18 protein-coding genes and 1 other RNA gene are annotated in these 15,023 nt (G+C 57.4%); 11 read left to right on the top strand and 8 right to left on the bottom strand.

The window, feature by feature from the left end; all coding sequences use genetic code 11:
• Positions 1-4 precede the first annotated feature (4 nt).
• The 3 genes from ABJN86_RS16780 to ABJN86_RS16770 all read left to right on the top strand — a co-directional run bounded on the left by ABJN86_RS16780 (position 5) and on the right by ABJN86_RS16770 (position 2,624).
• Complete coding sequence (locus ABJN86_RS16780) at positions 5-859, top strand: hypothetical protein (RefSeq protein WP_348363021.1); 855 nt, start codon at positions 5-7, stop codon at positions 857-859.
• A 608-nt stretch (positions 860-1,467) separates the two neighbouring features.
• Positions 1,468-1,863 (top strand): LysE family transporter, encoded by a 396-nt coding sequence (locus tag ABJN86_RS16775; RefSeq protein ID WP_348363019.1) that lies wholly within the window; start codon positions 1,468-1,470, stop codon positions 1,861-1,863.
• A gap of 227 nt (positions 1,864-2,090) precedes the next feature.
• Positions 2,091-2,624 (top strand): GNAT family N-acetyltransferase, encoded by a 534-nt coding sequence (locus ABJN86_RS16770; RefSeq protein WP_348377722.1) that lies wholly within the window; start codon positions 2,091-2,093, stop codon positions 2,622-2,624.
• 64 nt (positions 2,625-2,688) lie between these two features.
• Here ABJN86_RS16770 and ABJN86_RS16765 read toward each other — a convergent pair whose 3' ends face one another.
• The 5 genes from ABJN86_RS16765 to ABJN86_RS16745 all read right to left on the bottom strand — a co-directional run bounded on the left by ABJN86_RS16765 (position 2,689) and on the right by ABJN86_RS16745 (position 6,105).
• Entirely contained in the window at positions 2,689-3,219 is a 531-nt protein-coding gene (locus ABJN86_RS16765; RefSeq protein ID WP_348363015.1) for a ClpXP protease specificity-enhancing factor SspB, read from the bottom strand.
• Between the two features lie 93 nt (positions 3,220-3,312).
• On the bottom strand, positions 3,313-4,515 hold the full coding sequence (gene chrA / locus ABJN86_RS16760) for a chromate efflux transporter (RefSeq protein ID WP_348363013.1): 1,203 nt from the start codon (positions 4,513-4,515) through the stop codon (positions 3,313-3,315).
• Positions 4,512-5,297: a sulfurtransferase/chromate resistance protein gene (locus tag ABJN86_RS16755; protein WP_348363012.1), complete on the bottom strand. Its 786-nt coding sequence runs from the start codon at positions 5,295-5,297 to the stop codon at positions 4,512-4,514. Before ABJN86_RS16755 ends, chrA begins: the two co-directional genes overlap by 4 nt.
• 125 nt (positions 5,298-5,422) lie before the next feature.
• Positions 5,423-5,785 (bottom strand): antibiotic biosynthesis monooxygenase, encoded by a 363-nt coding sequence (locus ABJN86_RS16750; RefSeq protein WP_348363010.1) that lies wholly within the window; start codon positions 5,783-5,785, stop codon positions 5,423-5,425.
• Positions 5,782-6,105 (bottom strand): NIPSNAP family protein, encoded by a 324-nt coding sequence (locus ABJN86_RS16745; RefSeq protein ID WP_348363009.1) that lies wholly within the window; start codon positions 6,103-6,105, stop codon positions 5,782-5,784. The genes ABJN86_RS16750 and ABJN86_RS16745 overlap by 4 nt, the downstream gene beginning before the upstream one ends.
• Before the next feature lie 136 nt (positions 6,106-6,241).
• Here ABJN86_RS16745 and ABJN86_RS16740 point away from each other — a divergent pair, with 136 nt between their 5' ends.
• Positions 6,242-6,916 carry a winged helix-turn-helix domain-containing protein gene (locus tag ABJN86_RS16740; RefSeq protein WP_348363007.1) on the top strand — a complete coding sequence of 225 codons (675 nt, stop codon included), beginning with the start codon at positions 6,242-6,244 and terminating at the stop codon, positions 6,914-6,916.
• A 27-nt stretch (positions 6,917-6,943) separates the two neighbouring features.
• On the opposite strand, the gene ssrA is transcribed toward ABJN86_RS16740, so the two are convergent.
• Positions 6,944-7,295, bottom strand: a transfer-messenger RNA (tmRNA) gene (gene ssrA / locus ABJN86_RS16735).
• 152 nt (positions 7,296-7,447) lie between these two features.
• Between ssrA and ABJN86_RS16730 the strand changes: the two genes are divergently transcribed.
• The gene (locus tag ABJN86_RS16730; RefSeq protein ID WP_348363006.1) at positions 7,448-8,806 is read left to right on the top strand and encodes a DUF3179 domain-containing (seleno)protein; all 1,359 of its coding nucleotides are present in this window, start codon (positions 7,448-7,450) and stop codon (positions 8,804-8,806) included.
• Positions 8,807-8,819: 13 nt separating this feature from the next.
• On the opposite strand, the gene ABJN86_RS16725 is transcribed toward ABJN86_RS16730, so the two are convergent.
• The gene (locus ABJN86_RS16725) at positions 8,820-9,551 is read right to left on the bottom strand and encodes a GntR family transcriptional regulator (protein WP_348363004.1); all 732 of its coding nucleotides are present in this window, start codon (positions 9,549-9,551) and stop codon (positions 8,820-8,822) included.
• Between the two features lie 106 nt (positions 9,552-9,657).
• Between ABJN86_RS16725 and ABJN86_RS16720 the strand changes: the two genes are divergently transcribed.
• Genes ABJN86_RS16720 through acuI form a run of 6 tightly spaced genes read left to right on the top strand, consistent with a single transcriptional unit; the run spans position 9,658 to position 13,914 of the window.
• Entirely contained in the window at positions 9,658-10,395 is a 738-nt protein-coding gene (locus ABJN86_RS16720) for a DUF2182 domain-containing protein (RefSeq protein WP_348363003.1), read from the top strand.
• 15 nt (positions 10,396-10,410) lie between these two features.
• A complete protein-coding gene (locus ABJN86_RS16715; protein WP_348363002.1) occupies positions 10,411-11,052 on the top strand; it encodes a DUF1326 domain-containing protein in 642 nt (213 codons plus the stop codon).
• Entirely contained in the window at positions 11,049-11,555 is a 507-nt protein-coding gene (locus ABJN86_RS16710; RefSeq protein WP_348363000.1) for a DinB family protein, read from the top strand. The genes ABJN86_RS16715 and ABJN86_RS16710 overlap by 4 nt, the downstream gene beginning before the upstream one ends.
• Positions 11,555-11,809 carry a hypothetical protein gene (locus ABJN86_RS16705; protein ID WP_348362999.1) on the top strand — a complete coding sequence of 85 codons (255 nt, stop codon included), beginning with the start codon at positions 11,555-11,557 and terminating at the stop codon, positions 11,807-11,809. The genes ABJN86_RS16710 and ABJN86_RS16705 overlap by 1 nt, the downstream gene beginning before the upstream one ends.
• 3 nt (positions 11,810-11,812) lie before the next feature.
• A complete protein-coding gene (locus tag ABJN86_RS16700) occupies positions 11,813-12,913 on the top strand; it encodes a dimethylsulfoniopropionate demethylase (protein ID WP_348362997.1) in 1,101 nt (366 codons plus the stop codon).
• A 17-nt stretch (positions 12,914-12,930) separates the two neighbouring features.
• On the top strand, positions 12,931-13,914 hold the full coding sequence (acuI, locus tag ABJN86_RS16695) for an acryloyl-CoA reductase (protein ID WP_348362995.1): 984 nt from the start codon (positions 12,931-12,933) through the stop codon (positions 13,912-13,914).
• Positions 13,915-13,967: 53 nt separating this feature from the next.
• Here acuI and ABJN86_RS16690 read toward each other — a convergent pair whose 3' ends face one another.
• Positions 13,968-15,023, bottom strand: a complete 1,056-nt coding sequence (locus ABJN86_RS16690; protein ID WP_348362993.1) for an iron ABC transporter permease — start codon at positions 15,021-15,023, stop codon at positions 13,968-13,970.

The following is a 15,023-nucleotide window of genomic DNA, read 5'->3' as shown; positions in this document are numbered from 1 at the left end:
AGAAATGCGCTGGCTACTGAGATTTTTCGGGAAATATTCGGCACCTCGTCAAAGAGTGGAGAAATTGCCTTCGCCTGCCGCCGGGTCTAGTCAGTCAGTTCTAAATAATTATGCAAATCCGAATTCCGCAAAAGCCAATATAGTTTGGCGGGATGGTTCATTCCCCTTGGAAGTAGTTGGTGAGAGCAATTACCAGCGAGAGCTTGTGTCAATCTGTGGTCGATACACGCGGTTGGGGTACGACGCAGAGCACTCCGCTTTGATGAAGTTGGAACCGTCGAACCCACATGACTCAAATGCTGTTGTGGTAAAGATCAAGGGGCAAACCGTCGGCTATTTGCCGAGACAACAAGCTGTACGCGTTGGAACGCAGATGAAAGAAGTTCGCCTTACTGAAGTGAACTGTAATGCGCGGGTCCGTGGCGGTTGGCGAACCAACCAGCACGACGAAGGATCTTACGGAGTAAGGCTGGCAGTACCAACGAGAGGCCTAATTGACTTTGGGCTTCCTGATCGAAGTCCCATGACACCGGTGATAGAGTGGCCCAAGAAACAGAAGAAAATCAGAGTGGTTAGGCCTAAGCCAGCAGTAGAGGGTCTCTTGAAGGGCCAGCGCATATTCTTATTTGGCTGCGCCCAAGATGGTACGATCGCCCAGGAGTTGGCAGCACATGGTGCCACGCTTATGTCAAAAGTGGGCAAGACAACATCAATGCTTGTGATTGCACGCGAACGTCCATTGACTGTCGGCATATCAAACAGCGCAGAATACAAAGCAGCCGAGGAATTTCGCTCATCGGGAAATGATCTTGAAATTGTGACTGTTGATGAGCTTCGGAAAACTTTGACGATTCAATGAAGTTGACCGACCGTATTAAAAGTGCGCATTTATCGTTAGACTGTGAATGGCTGCTTCGATCTTTTCGAGGAGGCGCTTACTCATCTGCCACAAATGATCGCTTTAAGCCTGCGGTGTGGGTCACCACGACTTCAATGCGCGCAAAGCAGGCCTCAATGCGTTGGGACCTCTACCTGAATCACGAGGGCAGTCCTGTTAAGGTCACAGATGCGTAGCGTTTAGGCGGTTATTGCGTGAGGCGGCTCATGGGTAGGTTTTGGAAAACTCGCCTCATTGATCGAATGACCGTTTCAGCATTATTCATGCAAACAAAATATCTTGTGAAAGTGCAATTGGTGGAACATTGCGAAGATTCACATCCCGTAGCGAGGCGCTATTCATGGAAAGTGCTCACCCTAGCTAACCGGTATTCTACTGTCCTACGGTGCGTCTTTGATGGCTATCGCTAGCCCGGGCCCGAATGTGCTGGCTGTGATTGGAACCTCTATGGCCGTGAGCTGTCGCTCGAGTATGGGGGTGGCGACGGGCACTCTGAATTAGGCAATGCTGACGGCTATTGGCTTATCGGCCCTGCTTGCAACCTACGCGTCGAGCATTCTCACATCAAAGTGTTTGGCGGCCTCTACTTACTTTGGCTTGCCTACAAATCGTTTCGCTCTGGGGCGTCATCCCAAGATATCGACGCAAATGAATTGGCGGGTGAGCGTCGCACCGCTTTGGGCTACGCAAGGCGTGGCTACATTATCCAAATGACCAACCCTAAGGCGGCGCTGGCGTGGATCGCAATTATCTCGCTGGGTCCGGCACCGAATGCACCACTTTGGGTCGCAGGTGTGATTGTGGGCGGCACTTTCATCCTGTCCGTGGCGATCCACCTTTTATACGCTTTGGCGTTCTCGACCCCCACAATGTCCGTCTCTACGGGCGCGCGCAGGGGCATCCAAGGCGCACTTGGCGCATTTTTCGGCTTTGCTGGCCTTCGACTTCTGACAGATCGGGGATGATCTCGTGGCTAAGGCGGCCCATCGGGAATGGCTCCCATTCGCGCCCTTCGTGACTTGATCGGGCGCTTCACCGATATTGCCCTAGCAGGCATCGACGATAAAACTGGCTCAGAAATGTTGACACTTGAAGCGGTAAGTCCCTAAGAAAAGCGATGATGATCATGACCGCCCAAATGATGAGCTATTACCTGCGTTCTTAAACGGAGCGGTCAACGATATTTAATCACATGATGCCGCCTCAGCGCGGCATCCTTTATTTCGCGCTCGGAGCAAAACCGGAGAGTGAAATGGAAAAATCAATCGATATCAGATCTGTTGTCACGCGAGATGCAGCTCGATCTGACATTAATCGTTTATTATCAATGGTGCAGGCGCTGGCATCACACCATGATGACGTGCCAGCCGTTAGCCAAAACGCCTTGGAGCGTGATATTTTCGGTGAAATCCCATGGATTTACGTGATCGTTGCAGAAGCAGGTAAAGAGGTCGTTGGATACGCGGCACTCTGTCCTTTGATCAAGCTGCAAGATGGTGCTCGCGGCATCGATTTGCATCACCTATTCGTCGAAAATGAGGTTCGGGGAGCGGGTGTTGGGAAGCTACTCATCGAGGCGTCGATGCAGAAGGCACGCGACCTCACTTGCACCTCCATGACCGTTGGCACGCATCCCGACAATTTGAGTGCTCAAGCGGTCTATTTAGCCTGTGGCTTCGTCCAAAAACATGGATCAAATCCAAAGTTCCGCATCTCTCTTGAATAAGAAAGTCGCGGATTAGAAGAATGGTAACGCAGGATTAGATAGGGGGGGTGCCGCTGAAGTCGCCCTAGGGCTTGCGGAAGGCGTCCAATGAGACGACATCGGCCTCTTTGGCGGGCGCGTCTTCAGCGTCCGCTTTTGCATCCGTTTTGGGGTCTTCCGCTTTGTCGAGGTCCAGTGCCTCAGCCAAATCCATGTCGGGCAGCTCCACCACCTCGTGTTCGCCGTCTTCCTCATCCTCGTCGTCTTGGCTCTCAAAGCGAAGGCCGAATTCCACGGAAGGGTCCACGAAGGTACGGATCGCGTCGAATGGGACGGCCAGTGGTTCTGGATTGTCGCCGAAGTTCAGCGTGATCTGGAAGCCGTCAGGGGCCACAATCAGGTTGTCGAACCAATGCTGCACCACGATGGTCATATCCGACGGGTAGCGGTCGAACAGCCAATCTGCCATTTCCACGTCGGGGTGGCGGGTGTCAAAGGTGATGAAGAAATGGTGCTCCCCGGGTAAGCCATTTGCGCCGACATCTTCCAACACCTCAGCAATTAGCCCACGCATCGCGCGGTGCATCTTGTTGCCGTAATCGATTGTGTCGGTCATATCGTCAAGGTCCCCAGAGTGACTGCCGATGGCACAATGCGCGGATTCGTTGGTGAGGGAAAGGGGGGCTGGTATAGCCCCCGTTAAAACTCGTTAAAACCAAACCAAAACCGCGCCAACTGCCGCACAAATTGGCAAAACCAGCAACATATCCCATTTGCGCCATAGCAAAAGGAGCGCTGCAAGGACCGCTATGGCGATGGGGGCAGGTTGAAGCGCGCCGGTTTGGAGGAAGACTTCTCCTGCGAACCACAACCCAAGGTTTGCGATCACACCTACGACGGCGGCGGTGATCGCACTTAACGCCCCAGACAGCCGTGGCATATGCGCCAAGCGATCAATGTAGGGGGCGCCAGCGAAAATCCATAAAAAGCACGGCGCGAAGGTGACCCAAAGCGTGACCACTCCCGCGATCAATGCCAAGCCCACACCGCCCGCCATAAGCCCTGCAACCATGGCCACGAATTGCGTCACCAAGATCAACGGGCCAGGGGTGGTTTCGGCCAATCCTAAGGCGTCAACCATCTGTGCGGTGGTCAGCCAGCCAAAGTCGCCCACAACGGCTTGCGTCATATAGGCCAGCACGGAATAGGCCCCGCCAAATGTCACCACGGCCAATGTCGAGAAGAACTTAGCCATTTCCACCAGAATATCTGGGGCAAGGAAGATCAGGGCCAAGACAGGGGCGAACCAAATCACCAACCATGTCGTGACGGTTTTCAAAGTTTGGCTGATGGTGGTCTTGGGCGCTACGGGCTCTTTGCTCATGTCCCCTTGCAACGCCACGGCGCCGATGAACGCTGCGGCCACAATCACTGCGGGAAAGGGCGCGTTCAACGCGAACAGCGCGAGGAAGCTTAACGCCGCGATCACATAGTGGATCGGGCCGTTTAACGCCTTCTTGGCGACTTTGATGAGCGCTTGGATCACGATCACGACCACACAGGCCTTCACCCCTAAAAACAGCGATTGCACCAATGGCAGTTGGCCATAGGTGCCGTAGGCTAGGGACAGTGCCATGATCACCAAAGCTCCGGGGATGACGAACAACAGGCCCGCCAGTAGCCCACCGGGCACGCCACGCATGCGCCAGCCGGAATAGGTGGCGAGCTGCATGGCCTCTGGTCCGGGCAGCAACATGCAAAAGGACAAGGCGCGCAGGAATTGTGCTTCTGTCAGCCAAGTCCGGTCTTCGACCAGCTCCTTATGCATCAGGGCGATTTGTGCGGCGGGGCCGCCGAATGATAACAATCCAATTCGGCCAAAGACGCGGGTCATCTCGTATAGGGATGTCATGGTTTTGCACCATCGTGATCATGGGTCTCGCTTTGCCCGTCACGCGCCCAACGGTAGAGCGCATCATAGAGCGCCAAACCAGCCTCCATTTGCGCCGTGTCGTCTTTGTATTGCCGTGAAAGCCCGACGGAGAGCGCCAACAACCCTGCGGCCTCAGGGGCAAGGTCGTGACGGTTGGTGTCAGCCGCGCGGACAATCTTCGCCATTGTTTGCAAGGCGGGTGTGCCCAGATGGAACGCGCTTAGCATGGCGTCAAAGGTGCAGTGATCGCCCTCATGGGCGAAGGGAGCGCCGTCTACATCAAAGGGGGTTGCGTCGAATTTTTCGGCAACCGCCATGACTTGTGCGGGTGGGACAAACATGAATTGCGCCATGGGATCTATAAAGCGGCGGATGAGCCATGGGCAGGCGATGCGGTCGATCTTGGGCCGGTGCCGCGTGACCCAAAGCGGGGCAGGGATCGTGGCGGCGGGCAGCAGTGGCAGGCCCGCATCGCGCCATGCATAATTGCCGCCCTCTAGGGCCTCGGCTTTGATCCCTTTTGCGCGCAGCACTGCCGCGGCGCCATGGCTCAGCTTCAAGCCTTTCTGGCAGACCACGACCACGGGGCCGCTGGCTTCAAACTTTGCGATATTCTTATGCGGCCAGCGCCGCGCGGTCGGGATCAGGCGTGGATCATCGGCGAAATCGTCATCGATGCACACGTCAATAACGGTTGGCGCTTCAGGCGTGCCAAGGAGGCGCATCAACGCGGTAGGAGATATTTCTGTAAAGCCAGACATGGTAAAGCACCCTGTGTTTTGAGCGAAAGAAGAAGGGTGCGATCTTTCGGCTGTCGCCTCACGGGGTGTCGCGGGGTCCCCATGAGGCTAGGGTGCCTTGCTCATGGGGCAAGGTCAAGGGGGTGTCACGGCTCATAAGGGCATCCATGCGCCTGATTGCTGTCAACTGGGGCCTCATCACGACGCTGGTCCAGCTCGTAGTCCCGCATGACCGCCCCGATGCGCAGGCGATACCCTTGAAAGACACCGCCGCGACCCGCTTTTTGTGCGGCACGGTGTTCGGCTAAGCTGCGCCAATTGGCCAAAGCCTCCTCGGTCTCAAAGAAGCTTAAGGACAGCATTTTGCTGGGGTCGGTGATGGATTGAAAGCGCTCTACCGAGATAAACCCCTCGACCTGCTCTAACAGGGGTCGCAGACCCGCCGCGATATCCAAATAGGCGTCCTTTTGCCCCTCTGCCGGGGTGACTTCGAAAATGACGGCGATCATGATTTGCTCCCATGTGGCGTGCTGGCCAGCTTTAGAAACGTGCGGTCTTCGCGCAAGATAAACTTTTGTGATTGAGCGAATTCGTAGTTTTCGCGCCCCAACGGATCGGCGGACAATCGGGCGCGGTAAGCCTCATATTCCGCCAGTGAGGGGATGTTGTAGACGCCGTAGGCAAGCGTCGACGACCCTTCATGCGGGGCGTAGTAGCCGATCAAATCGGCCCCATTGCGCGGGATGGCTTGCCCCCAATTTCGGGCATATTGCTCAAATTGTGCGCGTTTGGTTGGGTCAATCTGATAGCGGATGAAGCAGGTCAGCATGGTGGTCTCCTTTGATGTTCCAACTGTCGTATAGCTTTGGAGTTGCGGGTGATGCTTCGGTCTGGAGCGAAGTGTCTGCGCTATCTCTTTATGGCGTTTCACGCTACGGTTTGGGGCGAACCATGGAGTGCGAAAAATGAAAGAAGGCCCAGATATAGCCCGTATCGCCAATCTGATCGGCGACCCGTCCCGTTCCAACATGCTGACCGCCTTGATGAGTGGCAAAGCCCTAACCGCAGGAGAGTTAGCCTCGGAAGCCGGAGTGCAGTTGCAGACCGCATCGGGCCATCTAGTGCGGTTGGAAGAGGGCGGCTTGATCAAGCGGGAACGCCAAGGGCGGCATCACTACTTTCGCTTGGCCGACGCGGAGGTTGCAACTGTGCTGGAGGCCTTGATGGGGCTGGCGGCGGCCAAAGGACAGCTACGCACACGTACTGGCCCGCGCGATCTGGAACTGCGCCACGCAAGGGTCTGCTACAACCATTTGGCGGGAGAGCTGGGGGTGGCGTTATACGACGGGCTTCGCGCGCGCGGCGTTTTGCGAGGGGAGGGCGACAGCATTGCCTTGGCCGATACTGGCCGCGCCGAGATGGAAGCACTTGGGATTGAGCTGAATACAAAGTCGCGCAGCCCCGAATGCAAATCCTGCCTTGATTGGTCCGCCCGCGGCTCGCATTTGGCGGGACGACTTGGTCGCGCAATCTTGGATCATACCTTTACCCAAGGTTGGGCCATACGCCCCGAAAACACGCGCATCGTGCGCTTCACCGCACTTGGTGAGGCCGCTTTTCGCAAAACATTTAATTTTTAAAGTAGGGGCTTAGACTATGGGGGGAGTAGCGCAGGTTTCTGTTGCCAGGTACCTGCAAACCCCGCCAAACGCTGCAACGCGAGAGGACTTAAGTTTTCAATAGTTCCGACTGCTTACGCAGCCATCGCCATTGGAGCTTTGTTGTCATTTGCAACTAGCTTAAATGTACCGATATCGGTGGTAACTCACCGAGACAAAGCAAACCCCTTTAGACGTCCGTCGATCCTATTTCGACCCCATGTTCGCCAAATGAGCGATGTTTGGTGGAGTCGTCGGGTACCGCCCCCGAGTCCGATCCGCTTATTACGAGCGCGTTTATGTCCATAGTCCCCGAAGAGACATCCCATACATAGGGTGAGCTTGGGGAAGTTTCAATATAGGGCGCCTCTAAGATAGCCGCTAATTTGAAACATGTGTTGCCTGCCACCGAAATAGGGCGCGCGGGAGGCATCGTCCCCTGATGTAAACGTGAAGCCGGGAATGCGGTTTATGACGTAGCCTGCGCAAAACGCTCATACGCAAGGGTCTTAAATGTATCACTTTCTCCTCGGCGCGGTTGCCGCGCTTTGTTTGTCATCCACCATGATTTGGGCACAAGACCGAGCACCGTTGCCGGACTACGTTGTTGGTGAATTTGGCGCGCCACCTGAAATTCCCGATGGACCCTTGGACGTGGAGGTAACCGAGGCGTTGGAGGACATCCTTTCACTTGCGCTTAACCAATCCGCATGGGTTCCCACCAATGCCTCAAAGCTGGACGTCATCGCGCAGGCGGATGATCCGCGAGTTGTGTGGGCGCTCTCTGATATATTGCGTTTTGCGTGGCGGCCGGAATTTCGTGCAGCAGTCGCGGGGGCCGCAGAAAAGCTACTCGATGCGTCGTTCTCCAGCGGCAGCCAACGTGCGGATATTATCAACAAGATGATCGCGTGGGATATGCCGTCCTACCCAGGATATCTGGCGCATAAACGCAGCGTTTTTACCAATTACATTCCGGGTTGGGAGGAGATTTTTGTCGAGGGCGACATCGCGTGGCACCTCGTGGATTGGGGCGGGGTAAACATCGATGCGCGCCCCTATGACACCACCGAAGACATCTGTAATTGCATCCCAGCGGTGGATAATCCCGAAGTTAGCACCGCCGCAGAGGCCACATGGTTGGAGGATGACGACGTCATTTTTGGCATCGTCATCGAGGGTGAGGCTCGCGCATACCCCCGCCAGATCATGGAAGTGCGCGAAATGGTCAATGATACGTTGGGCGGTCGTGATCTGGGGCTTCCTTATTGCACCCTGTGCGGAGCCGCGCAGGCCTTCTTTACCGATGAATTACCCGCAGGCGTGAAGCGCCCCATTTTGCGCACGTCTGGTCTTTTGATCCGCTCGAACAAAGTGATGTATGATATTGAAACAAATTCAGTTTTCGACACATTCATGGGGAAGGCCGTGACGGGGTCACTGGCGGAAATCGGGCTGCAATTGGAGCAAGCCAGCGTCATTACGACGGATTGGGGGACTTGGCGGGCGAGTTATCCGGACACCACGGTCTTAGTCGAGGCCTTGGCCTTGGGGCGTGACTTTAACTTCCGCGAAACCCGCGACGCCAATGGCCCGATCTTTCCTGTGGGCGATGTCGATCCGCGACTACCTGTGCATGAAGATGTCATCGGGGTGATCACCTCGGACGGCATACCGGTTGCATTTCCCCGCACGATTGCCGCCGCCGCGTTGGCTGCTGGTCAAGAGGTGGCGTTTGGGGACGTGAGGTTGAAGGGATCAGCGGGCGGTCTGCATGCTGTCAGGCGCGACGGTAGTGACACCGGAAGCCATCAGGCATTTTGGTTCGCTTGGTCGCAGTTTCACCCCAACACCGTCTTATGGGACGGATAGGACTGATGCGGGGTTATTGACGGGCTTGCCGTGCTTTTAACACGTCTTGGGCCAATGAAATCGTATAGGCCTCCAGCTCGATCAATGCGGCATCTGCGGCGGGGGCATTTTTCGCCTCTAGCGCATCGGTAATCTGGGTGTGCAGCTCCACGATGCGTTCGCGCGAGCGGGCGGTGAAGGTGATCATGTTCATCAAGGGCTGCATGGCCTCAACCGCGCCGGCCAATTGGTAGGACATCACGGGATTTTCCGCCCCGTCGACCAGCGCGCGGTGGAAAGCCACGTCGGAGGCGCAGAAGGCCTCGTCGCTTAGGCCCGGCTGTGATTGGCGGTGCATTTCGGCCCGCATGGTGGCCAGATGGTCGGGGCTGCGGCGCTCGGCGGATAGGGGGGTGCAGGCCCGCTCTAGGGCGTATCGGGCCTCACAGGCGGTGGCGATTGAGACCTCGTTCATCGACAAAAGCAGGGTTGAGGTGGTGATCTGTTGGGCATAGGCGTCGGGATATTTCAGGTGATTGACGAATGCGCCGCCAGTGGCCCCACGCTGCGTGCGGATCAAGGCTTGGGCGGCCAAGCGCTTCAATGCTTCGCGCACGGTGGACCGAGACACTTGAAATTGCTCGGATAATTCGGTCTCTGAGGGCAAGCGCTCATCTACGATGAGGTCACCCGTCACGATGGCGTCGCGGATGGAGGCTGCGATTTGGGCAGAAAGGTCGCCCTTTGATGAGTTCGATTTTTTCATAGGTCTCGTATCAATTTTAATTGTCAGACAAATAAAAGTCTGACAATTTAATCTAGCATGTTGTTAGGGAGTCGCAACGCGGATGTGGGCAGGTCGGATCAGAGCGATGTCGGGGACGCATTGGCTTGCGTTGTTTGGACTGATCTTAGCGTCATGGGCTTCGCTATATGCGATGTCGATCCCCGCTGAGATGCGCGCGATGGAGCAGATCTATGGCCGCGACTTTTGGGTGGAGCTTTGCGCAATCACACCAGATGGCGCGGGCTATATCCGCATGGTGCTGATGTGGTCGCTGATGTCTGCGGCGATGATGGCCCCAACGGTTCTGCCGGCACTGGCAACTTATGATGACCTGTCGCATGTGAGCGGGGACGCCAAATTTGGCAAGTTGGTCGCGGGCTACATGGCCGTGTGGGTTGGCTTCTCAGTTGTGGCTGCTGGATTTCAAATGATCCTGTTCCAAGCTGGCCTGATCGGAGTGTTTGGCGACAGCCTATCAGCGGGCCTATCAGGTGGGTTGCTTATTCTTGCGGGCCTTTATCAGTTTTCCACGATGAAAGAAGCGTGCCTGTCTAAGTGCCGCCAACCGATGACGTTCTTCATGCAGCACTTTGACGAAGGCCCGTGGCGCAACGGATTGCGCCTTGGTCTTGTCTGCTTGGGCTGCTGCTGGGCGTTGATGCTATTGGCCTTTGTGGGCGGCGTGATGAGCGTTGCCTTCATGGGCTTGGCCACAGTGATCATGGTGGTTGAAAAGCTGCCCGATCTTGGCCGTCATGTCACGAAACCGCTGGGTGCAGCACTGCTGATGGCAGGGGCGTGGGTCCTGGTAACTGGAATTTAACGGGAGGAAATACCGATGGCGTTAGACGCACAAGCCGTGGGAACGGTTCCATGGAGCATCAAGGGCGAACTCATTTTGAACTGCAACTGCACGGTGTTTTGCCCCTGTGTTGTGTCCTTGGGCAAGCACCCGCCCACGGAAGGCTATTGCCAAGCGTGGTTGGGCATTCGCATCGATGAAGGCCACTACGGCGACGAAGACCTGTCAGGCACCGCCGTCGGCATGTTGATGGACATTCCGGGCAACATGGGGCGCGGCAATTGGAAGGCTGCGGCCTATATCGACGACCAAGTGTCAGAGGCGGCATATGACGGGCTGGTGGCCATTTTGTCAGGGGCTGCCAAGGGGACGACGGGGTTGTTCTCCATGCTTGTGGGTGAGTTTTTGGGCGCCGAACGCGCGCCTGTGTCCTTCACCACCGAGGGCAACGCGCGCCGTTTGATGGTCGGGAAGAAAATCCAAGGCGAGGTGGTTCCCGTGTCGGGCAAAGACGGCAAGGACATGGTGATCACAAACACCGAATACTGGATGGGGCCGGACATCACCGTGGCCACCGCCAACAAAGGCAAGGTGCGCGCTTACGGTCGGGTTTGGGACTTCGACGGGCGCTCTGCCGAGATTTGCCAGATTGATTGGGGAGGTCCAGCGCCGAAATGATTACGACTGATTACTGCCAGATGATGGCACGGTACAACGCTTGGCAAAGTCGCGGGCAGATGGAGGTGTTCCAGTCCATGCCCTCGGCCGAGCTGCGCAAGGATCGTAAGTCGTTCTTCGGCTCGATTTTCGCGACAGCAAACCATCTTTTGTGGGGGGATCAGCTGTGGATGGCGCGTTTCGACGGGGGCTTTGGGCCTTCGGGCGGGGTGAAGGACAGCGTTAACATGCATGAGAATTTGCAGCTGTTCCTAGACGACCGCATGCGCATGGATGCGCGGATTACGCGGTGGGCCGCGGGGCTAAGGCAACTCGATCTAGTTGGGCCGCTGACCTACCGATCTGTTGTGGCAGAGCGCGAGTTCAGCAAGCCGATGGAGATGTGCGTGACGCATTTCTTTAACCACCAGACGCATCACCGCGGGCAAATCCACGCGATGCTGTCACAGGCGGGCCAAAGCATTGGCGATACTGACCTGGTTTTCATGGGGGAAGAGGACTGATGCCAATTGTACTGGCCATCTTGCTCGCAGTTGCAGGCTTCGTGTGGTGGAGCTGGGGGCGTCGCCGCGCGGGGGACGAGGTGGCGTTTCGGCTCGATAAACTGTTTCGCCGCAAGCCTTGTCGTTGGAACGGAACCGGAGACGCCAAAGGCGCGTTGCTGGAATACCGATGTGCCACTTGCGGAGTTGCCGCCTACAGCCGGACAGGCAAAGGGCCAAACGATTGCAAACGAAACCTGAGGGGAGGACTTTAAGACATGGCAACAATCGCTCCATCGCGCCGTGTGCGCCGCACGCCGTTTTCTGACGGGGTCGAGGCGGCGGGCGTCAAAGGATACACGGTCTACAACCACATGCTTTTGCCGACGATATTTCGCTCCATTGAGGAAGATTACCATCACCTGAAATCCGCAGTGCAGGTCTGGGATGTATCTTGCGAGCGCCAAGTGGAGTTGCGCGGACCTGACGCTGGGCGGTTGATGCAAATGCTGACACCGCGTGACCTGCGCGCAATGCTGCCTGGCATGTGCTACTATGTTCCATTGGTCGACGGCACGGGTGGTATGTTGAACGATCCGGTGGCGTTGATGCTGTCAGATGATCGTTATTGGCTGTCCATTGCGGATAGCGATTTAATGTTTTGGATAAAGGGTTTAGCTCACGCACTTCATTTGGATGTGATCGTGGATGAGCCAGATGTATCACCGCTCGCGATCCAAGGGCCGCAGGCGGATGAATTGGCGGCGCGGATCTTTGGCGACAGCGTTAAGGAGTTGCGGTTCTTCCGATACGGGTACTTCAACTTTCAAGGCCAGATGATGCTGGTTGCACGCTCGGGTTATTCAAAACAGGGCGGTTTTGAGGTCTATGTCGAGGGCGCCCACAAGGGCATGCCGCTGTGGAACGCACTGATGGAGGCGGGCAAGGACCTGGACGTCCATGCAGGGGGCCCGAACTTGATTGAACGGATTGAGGGCGGTTTACTGTCTTACGGCAACGACATGACCATCGACAACACGCCGCACGAATGTGGCTTGGGTCGGTTCTGCTCGACGCAAACTGCGATTGGCTGCGTGGGGCGTGATGCCTTGTTGCGGGTCGCCAAGGAAGGCCCAGTCAAACAAATCCGTGCCTTCAGCATCGATGGGGACCTGCCACCGTGTGATCGGCTTTGGCAGATCACCGACAATGGCAAGGTTATCGGGCAGATAACTTCGGCGGCGAAAAGCCCGGATTTCAATACCAATGTGGCCATCGGCATGGTGCGGATGACGCACTGGAATGAGGGCGCTCGCGTGCAAATACAAACACATGACGGGCCGCGGAGCGCGACGGTTCATGAGAAATTTTGGATATAATACAATGGAGTACCCTTATGTTTAACGCATTGATCGTTGAGAAGGACGAAGATGGCAAAACCAGTGCCAGCGTCGAGAGCATTGGTGAGGACCGCTTGCCCGAGGGGGACGTGACCGTCGCTGTGGAATACTCGACCGTCAACTATAAGGACGGGCTTTGCGTGGGGCCGGGTGGCGGCTTGGTGCGCAATTACCCACATGTGCCAGGGATTGATTTCGCGGGCACGGTCGAGGCCTCGGATGACGCGCGCTACAAGGCGGGCGACAAGGTGGTGTTGACCGGCTGGCGTGTGGGCGAGGCCCATTGGGGCGGCTACGCGCAAAAGGCGCGCGTCAAGGCCGATTGGCTTGTGCCGCTGCCCAGCGGTTTGGACACGCGCCAAGCCATGGCGGTTGGCACGGCGGGTTTCACGGCAATGCTGGCCGTTATGGCGCTGGAGGATCACGGCATCAAGGACGGCCCCGTGCTGGTGACGGGGGCCGCTGGGGGCGTGGGGTCTGTGGCAACGGCGCTTTTGGCCAGTTTGGGCCATGAGGTCGCGGCGGTCACCGGACGCCCTGAGACCGCAGACTACCTGAGCGCCCTAGGGGCTACTCAGATCGTTGCCCGCGACGAGGTGAATGAGACCACCAAGCGCCCACTGGAGGCGGAAACATGGGGGGGCTGCGTTGACGCGGTTGGCGGCGAGATGCTGGCGCGGCTGCTGGGGCAGATGAAATACGGGGCCTCGGTCTCGGCGGTGGGACTGGCTGGCGGGGCAGGGTTGCCTGCCACGGTCATCCCGTTCCTGCTGCGCGGGGTGAACCTGCTGGGCATCGACAGCGTGATGCAGCCCTACGACAACCGGCTGCGCGCTTGGCAGCGGATCGCCAAGGACCTGCCGATGGACAAGCTGGAGGCCATGGTGCAGCCTGCAACCTTGTCGGATTTGCCCGCCTTGGGGCGTGACATCCTGAAGGGCCAAGTGAAGGGCCGCGTGGTCGTCGACGTGAATGCGTAGGTTTAGGAAAATGTAGCAAGGCAAAGCGGCGTCCCATGGGGCGCCGTTTTCACCTACCCCAGCTTTTTGCGCAGCAACCACACAAAGAACATGCCGCCGATAAGGCCCGTCACGATCCCGATGGGCATGTCGTCGGGGGCCATGATGGTGCGCGCGATGACGTCGGCCCAGACAAGGAAAACCGCCCCGCATAGGGCACATAGCGGCAACAAGCGGCGGTAGTCGCCGCCAACCAGCAAGCGCACGATATGCGGGACCATAAGGCCTACGAAGCCGATGATCCCCGAGAAGGCGACCATCACGCCGGTGATCAATGCGCCGATCACGAAAATGGTTAGCCTAAAGCGGGCGACGGAGATGCCAAGGGTGGTGGCCGTCTCGTCCCCGATGGTCATCGCGTTGAGGGTCCCTGACCTTAGCCACAAGAAGCCCCCACAGAGCAGCAGGATCGTCGCGGGGTAGATGAGCTGGTCCCATTGCGCCAAGCCAAGCCCGCCCAGCATCCAGAAGACCACCGTGTGGGTCGCGCGTGGATCCCCTAGGAATATCAATATGTTCGCGCCCGACATGACGATGAATGACACCGCAATTCCCGCCAAAACCAAGCGATCGGCGCTGGTGGCCGACGCGAATTGCGACACGCCCAACACGATGAGCGTTGCGCCAAGTGAGCCTAGGAACGCCAACAGCGGCACGGTTAGCAGGCCCAAGAATAGCCCCGTGTGCAACAGGGCCAAAATCGCGCCGAACGCGCCCCCCGCCGAGATGCCCAGAAGATGCGGGTCGGCCAGCGGGTTGCGGGTCACGGCCTGAAGGCTCGCGCCGACCATGGCCAAGCCCGCGCCCACGAAGCACGCAAGGATGGCCCGTGGAAAGCGAATGTCCCACACGATTGCCTCGCGCCCGTTGGACCAATCGACGGCAATGGCGTTTGGGGCAATCTTGTGGATGAGAACGCCCCAAACCGTCTCAAGCGGAATGGATATTGCCCCGACGCTCACAGCAATCGACAGCGATCCTAAAAGGGCCGCAATGCCCATGAGCACCGCCGCCCACAAGGGCAGGGGCGTGCGGGCAGGGCGTGCTGTCGATTGCTTCGCTCGCGTCAT

It is taken from the genome of Litoreibacter sp. (assembly GCF_039974535.1).
In the GTDB taxonomy this organism is placed as follows: Bacteria; Pseudomonadota; Alphaproteobacteria; order Rhodobacterales; family Rhodobacteraceae; genus Litoreibacter.
Note: the sequence above shows the minus strand (reverse complement) of the source record. Positions and strands in the feature narration are given on the sequence as shown.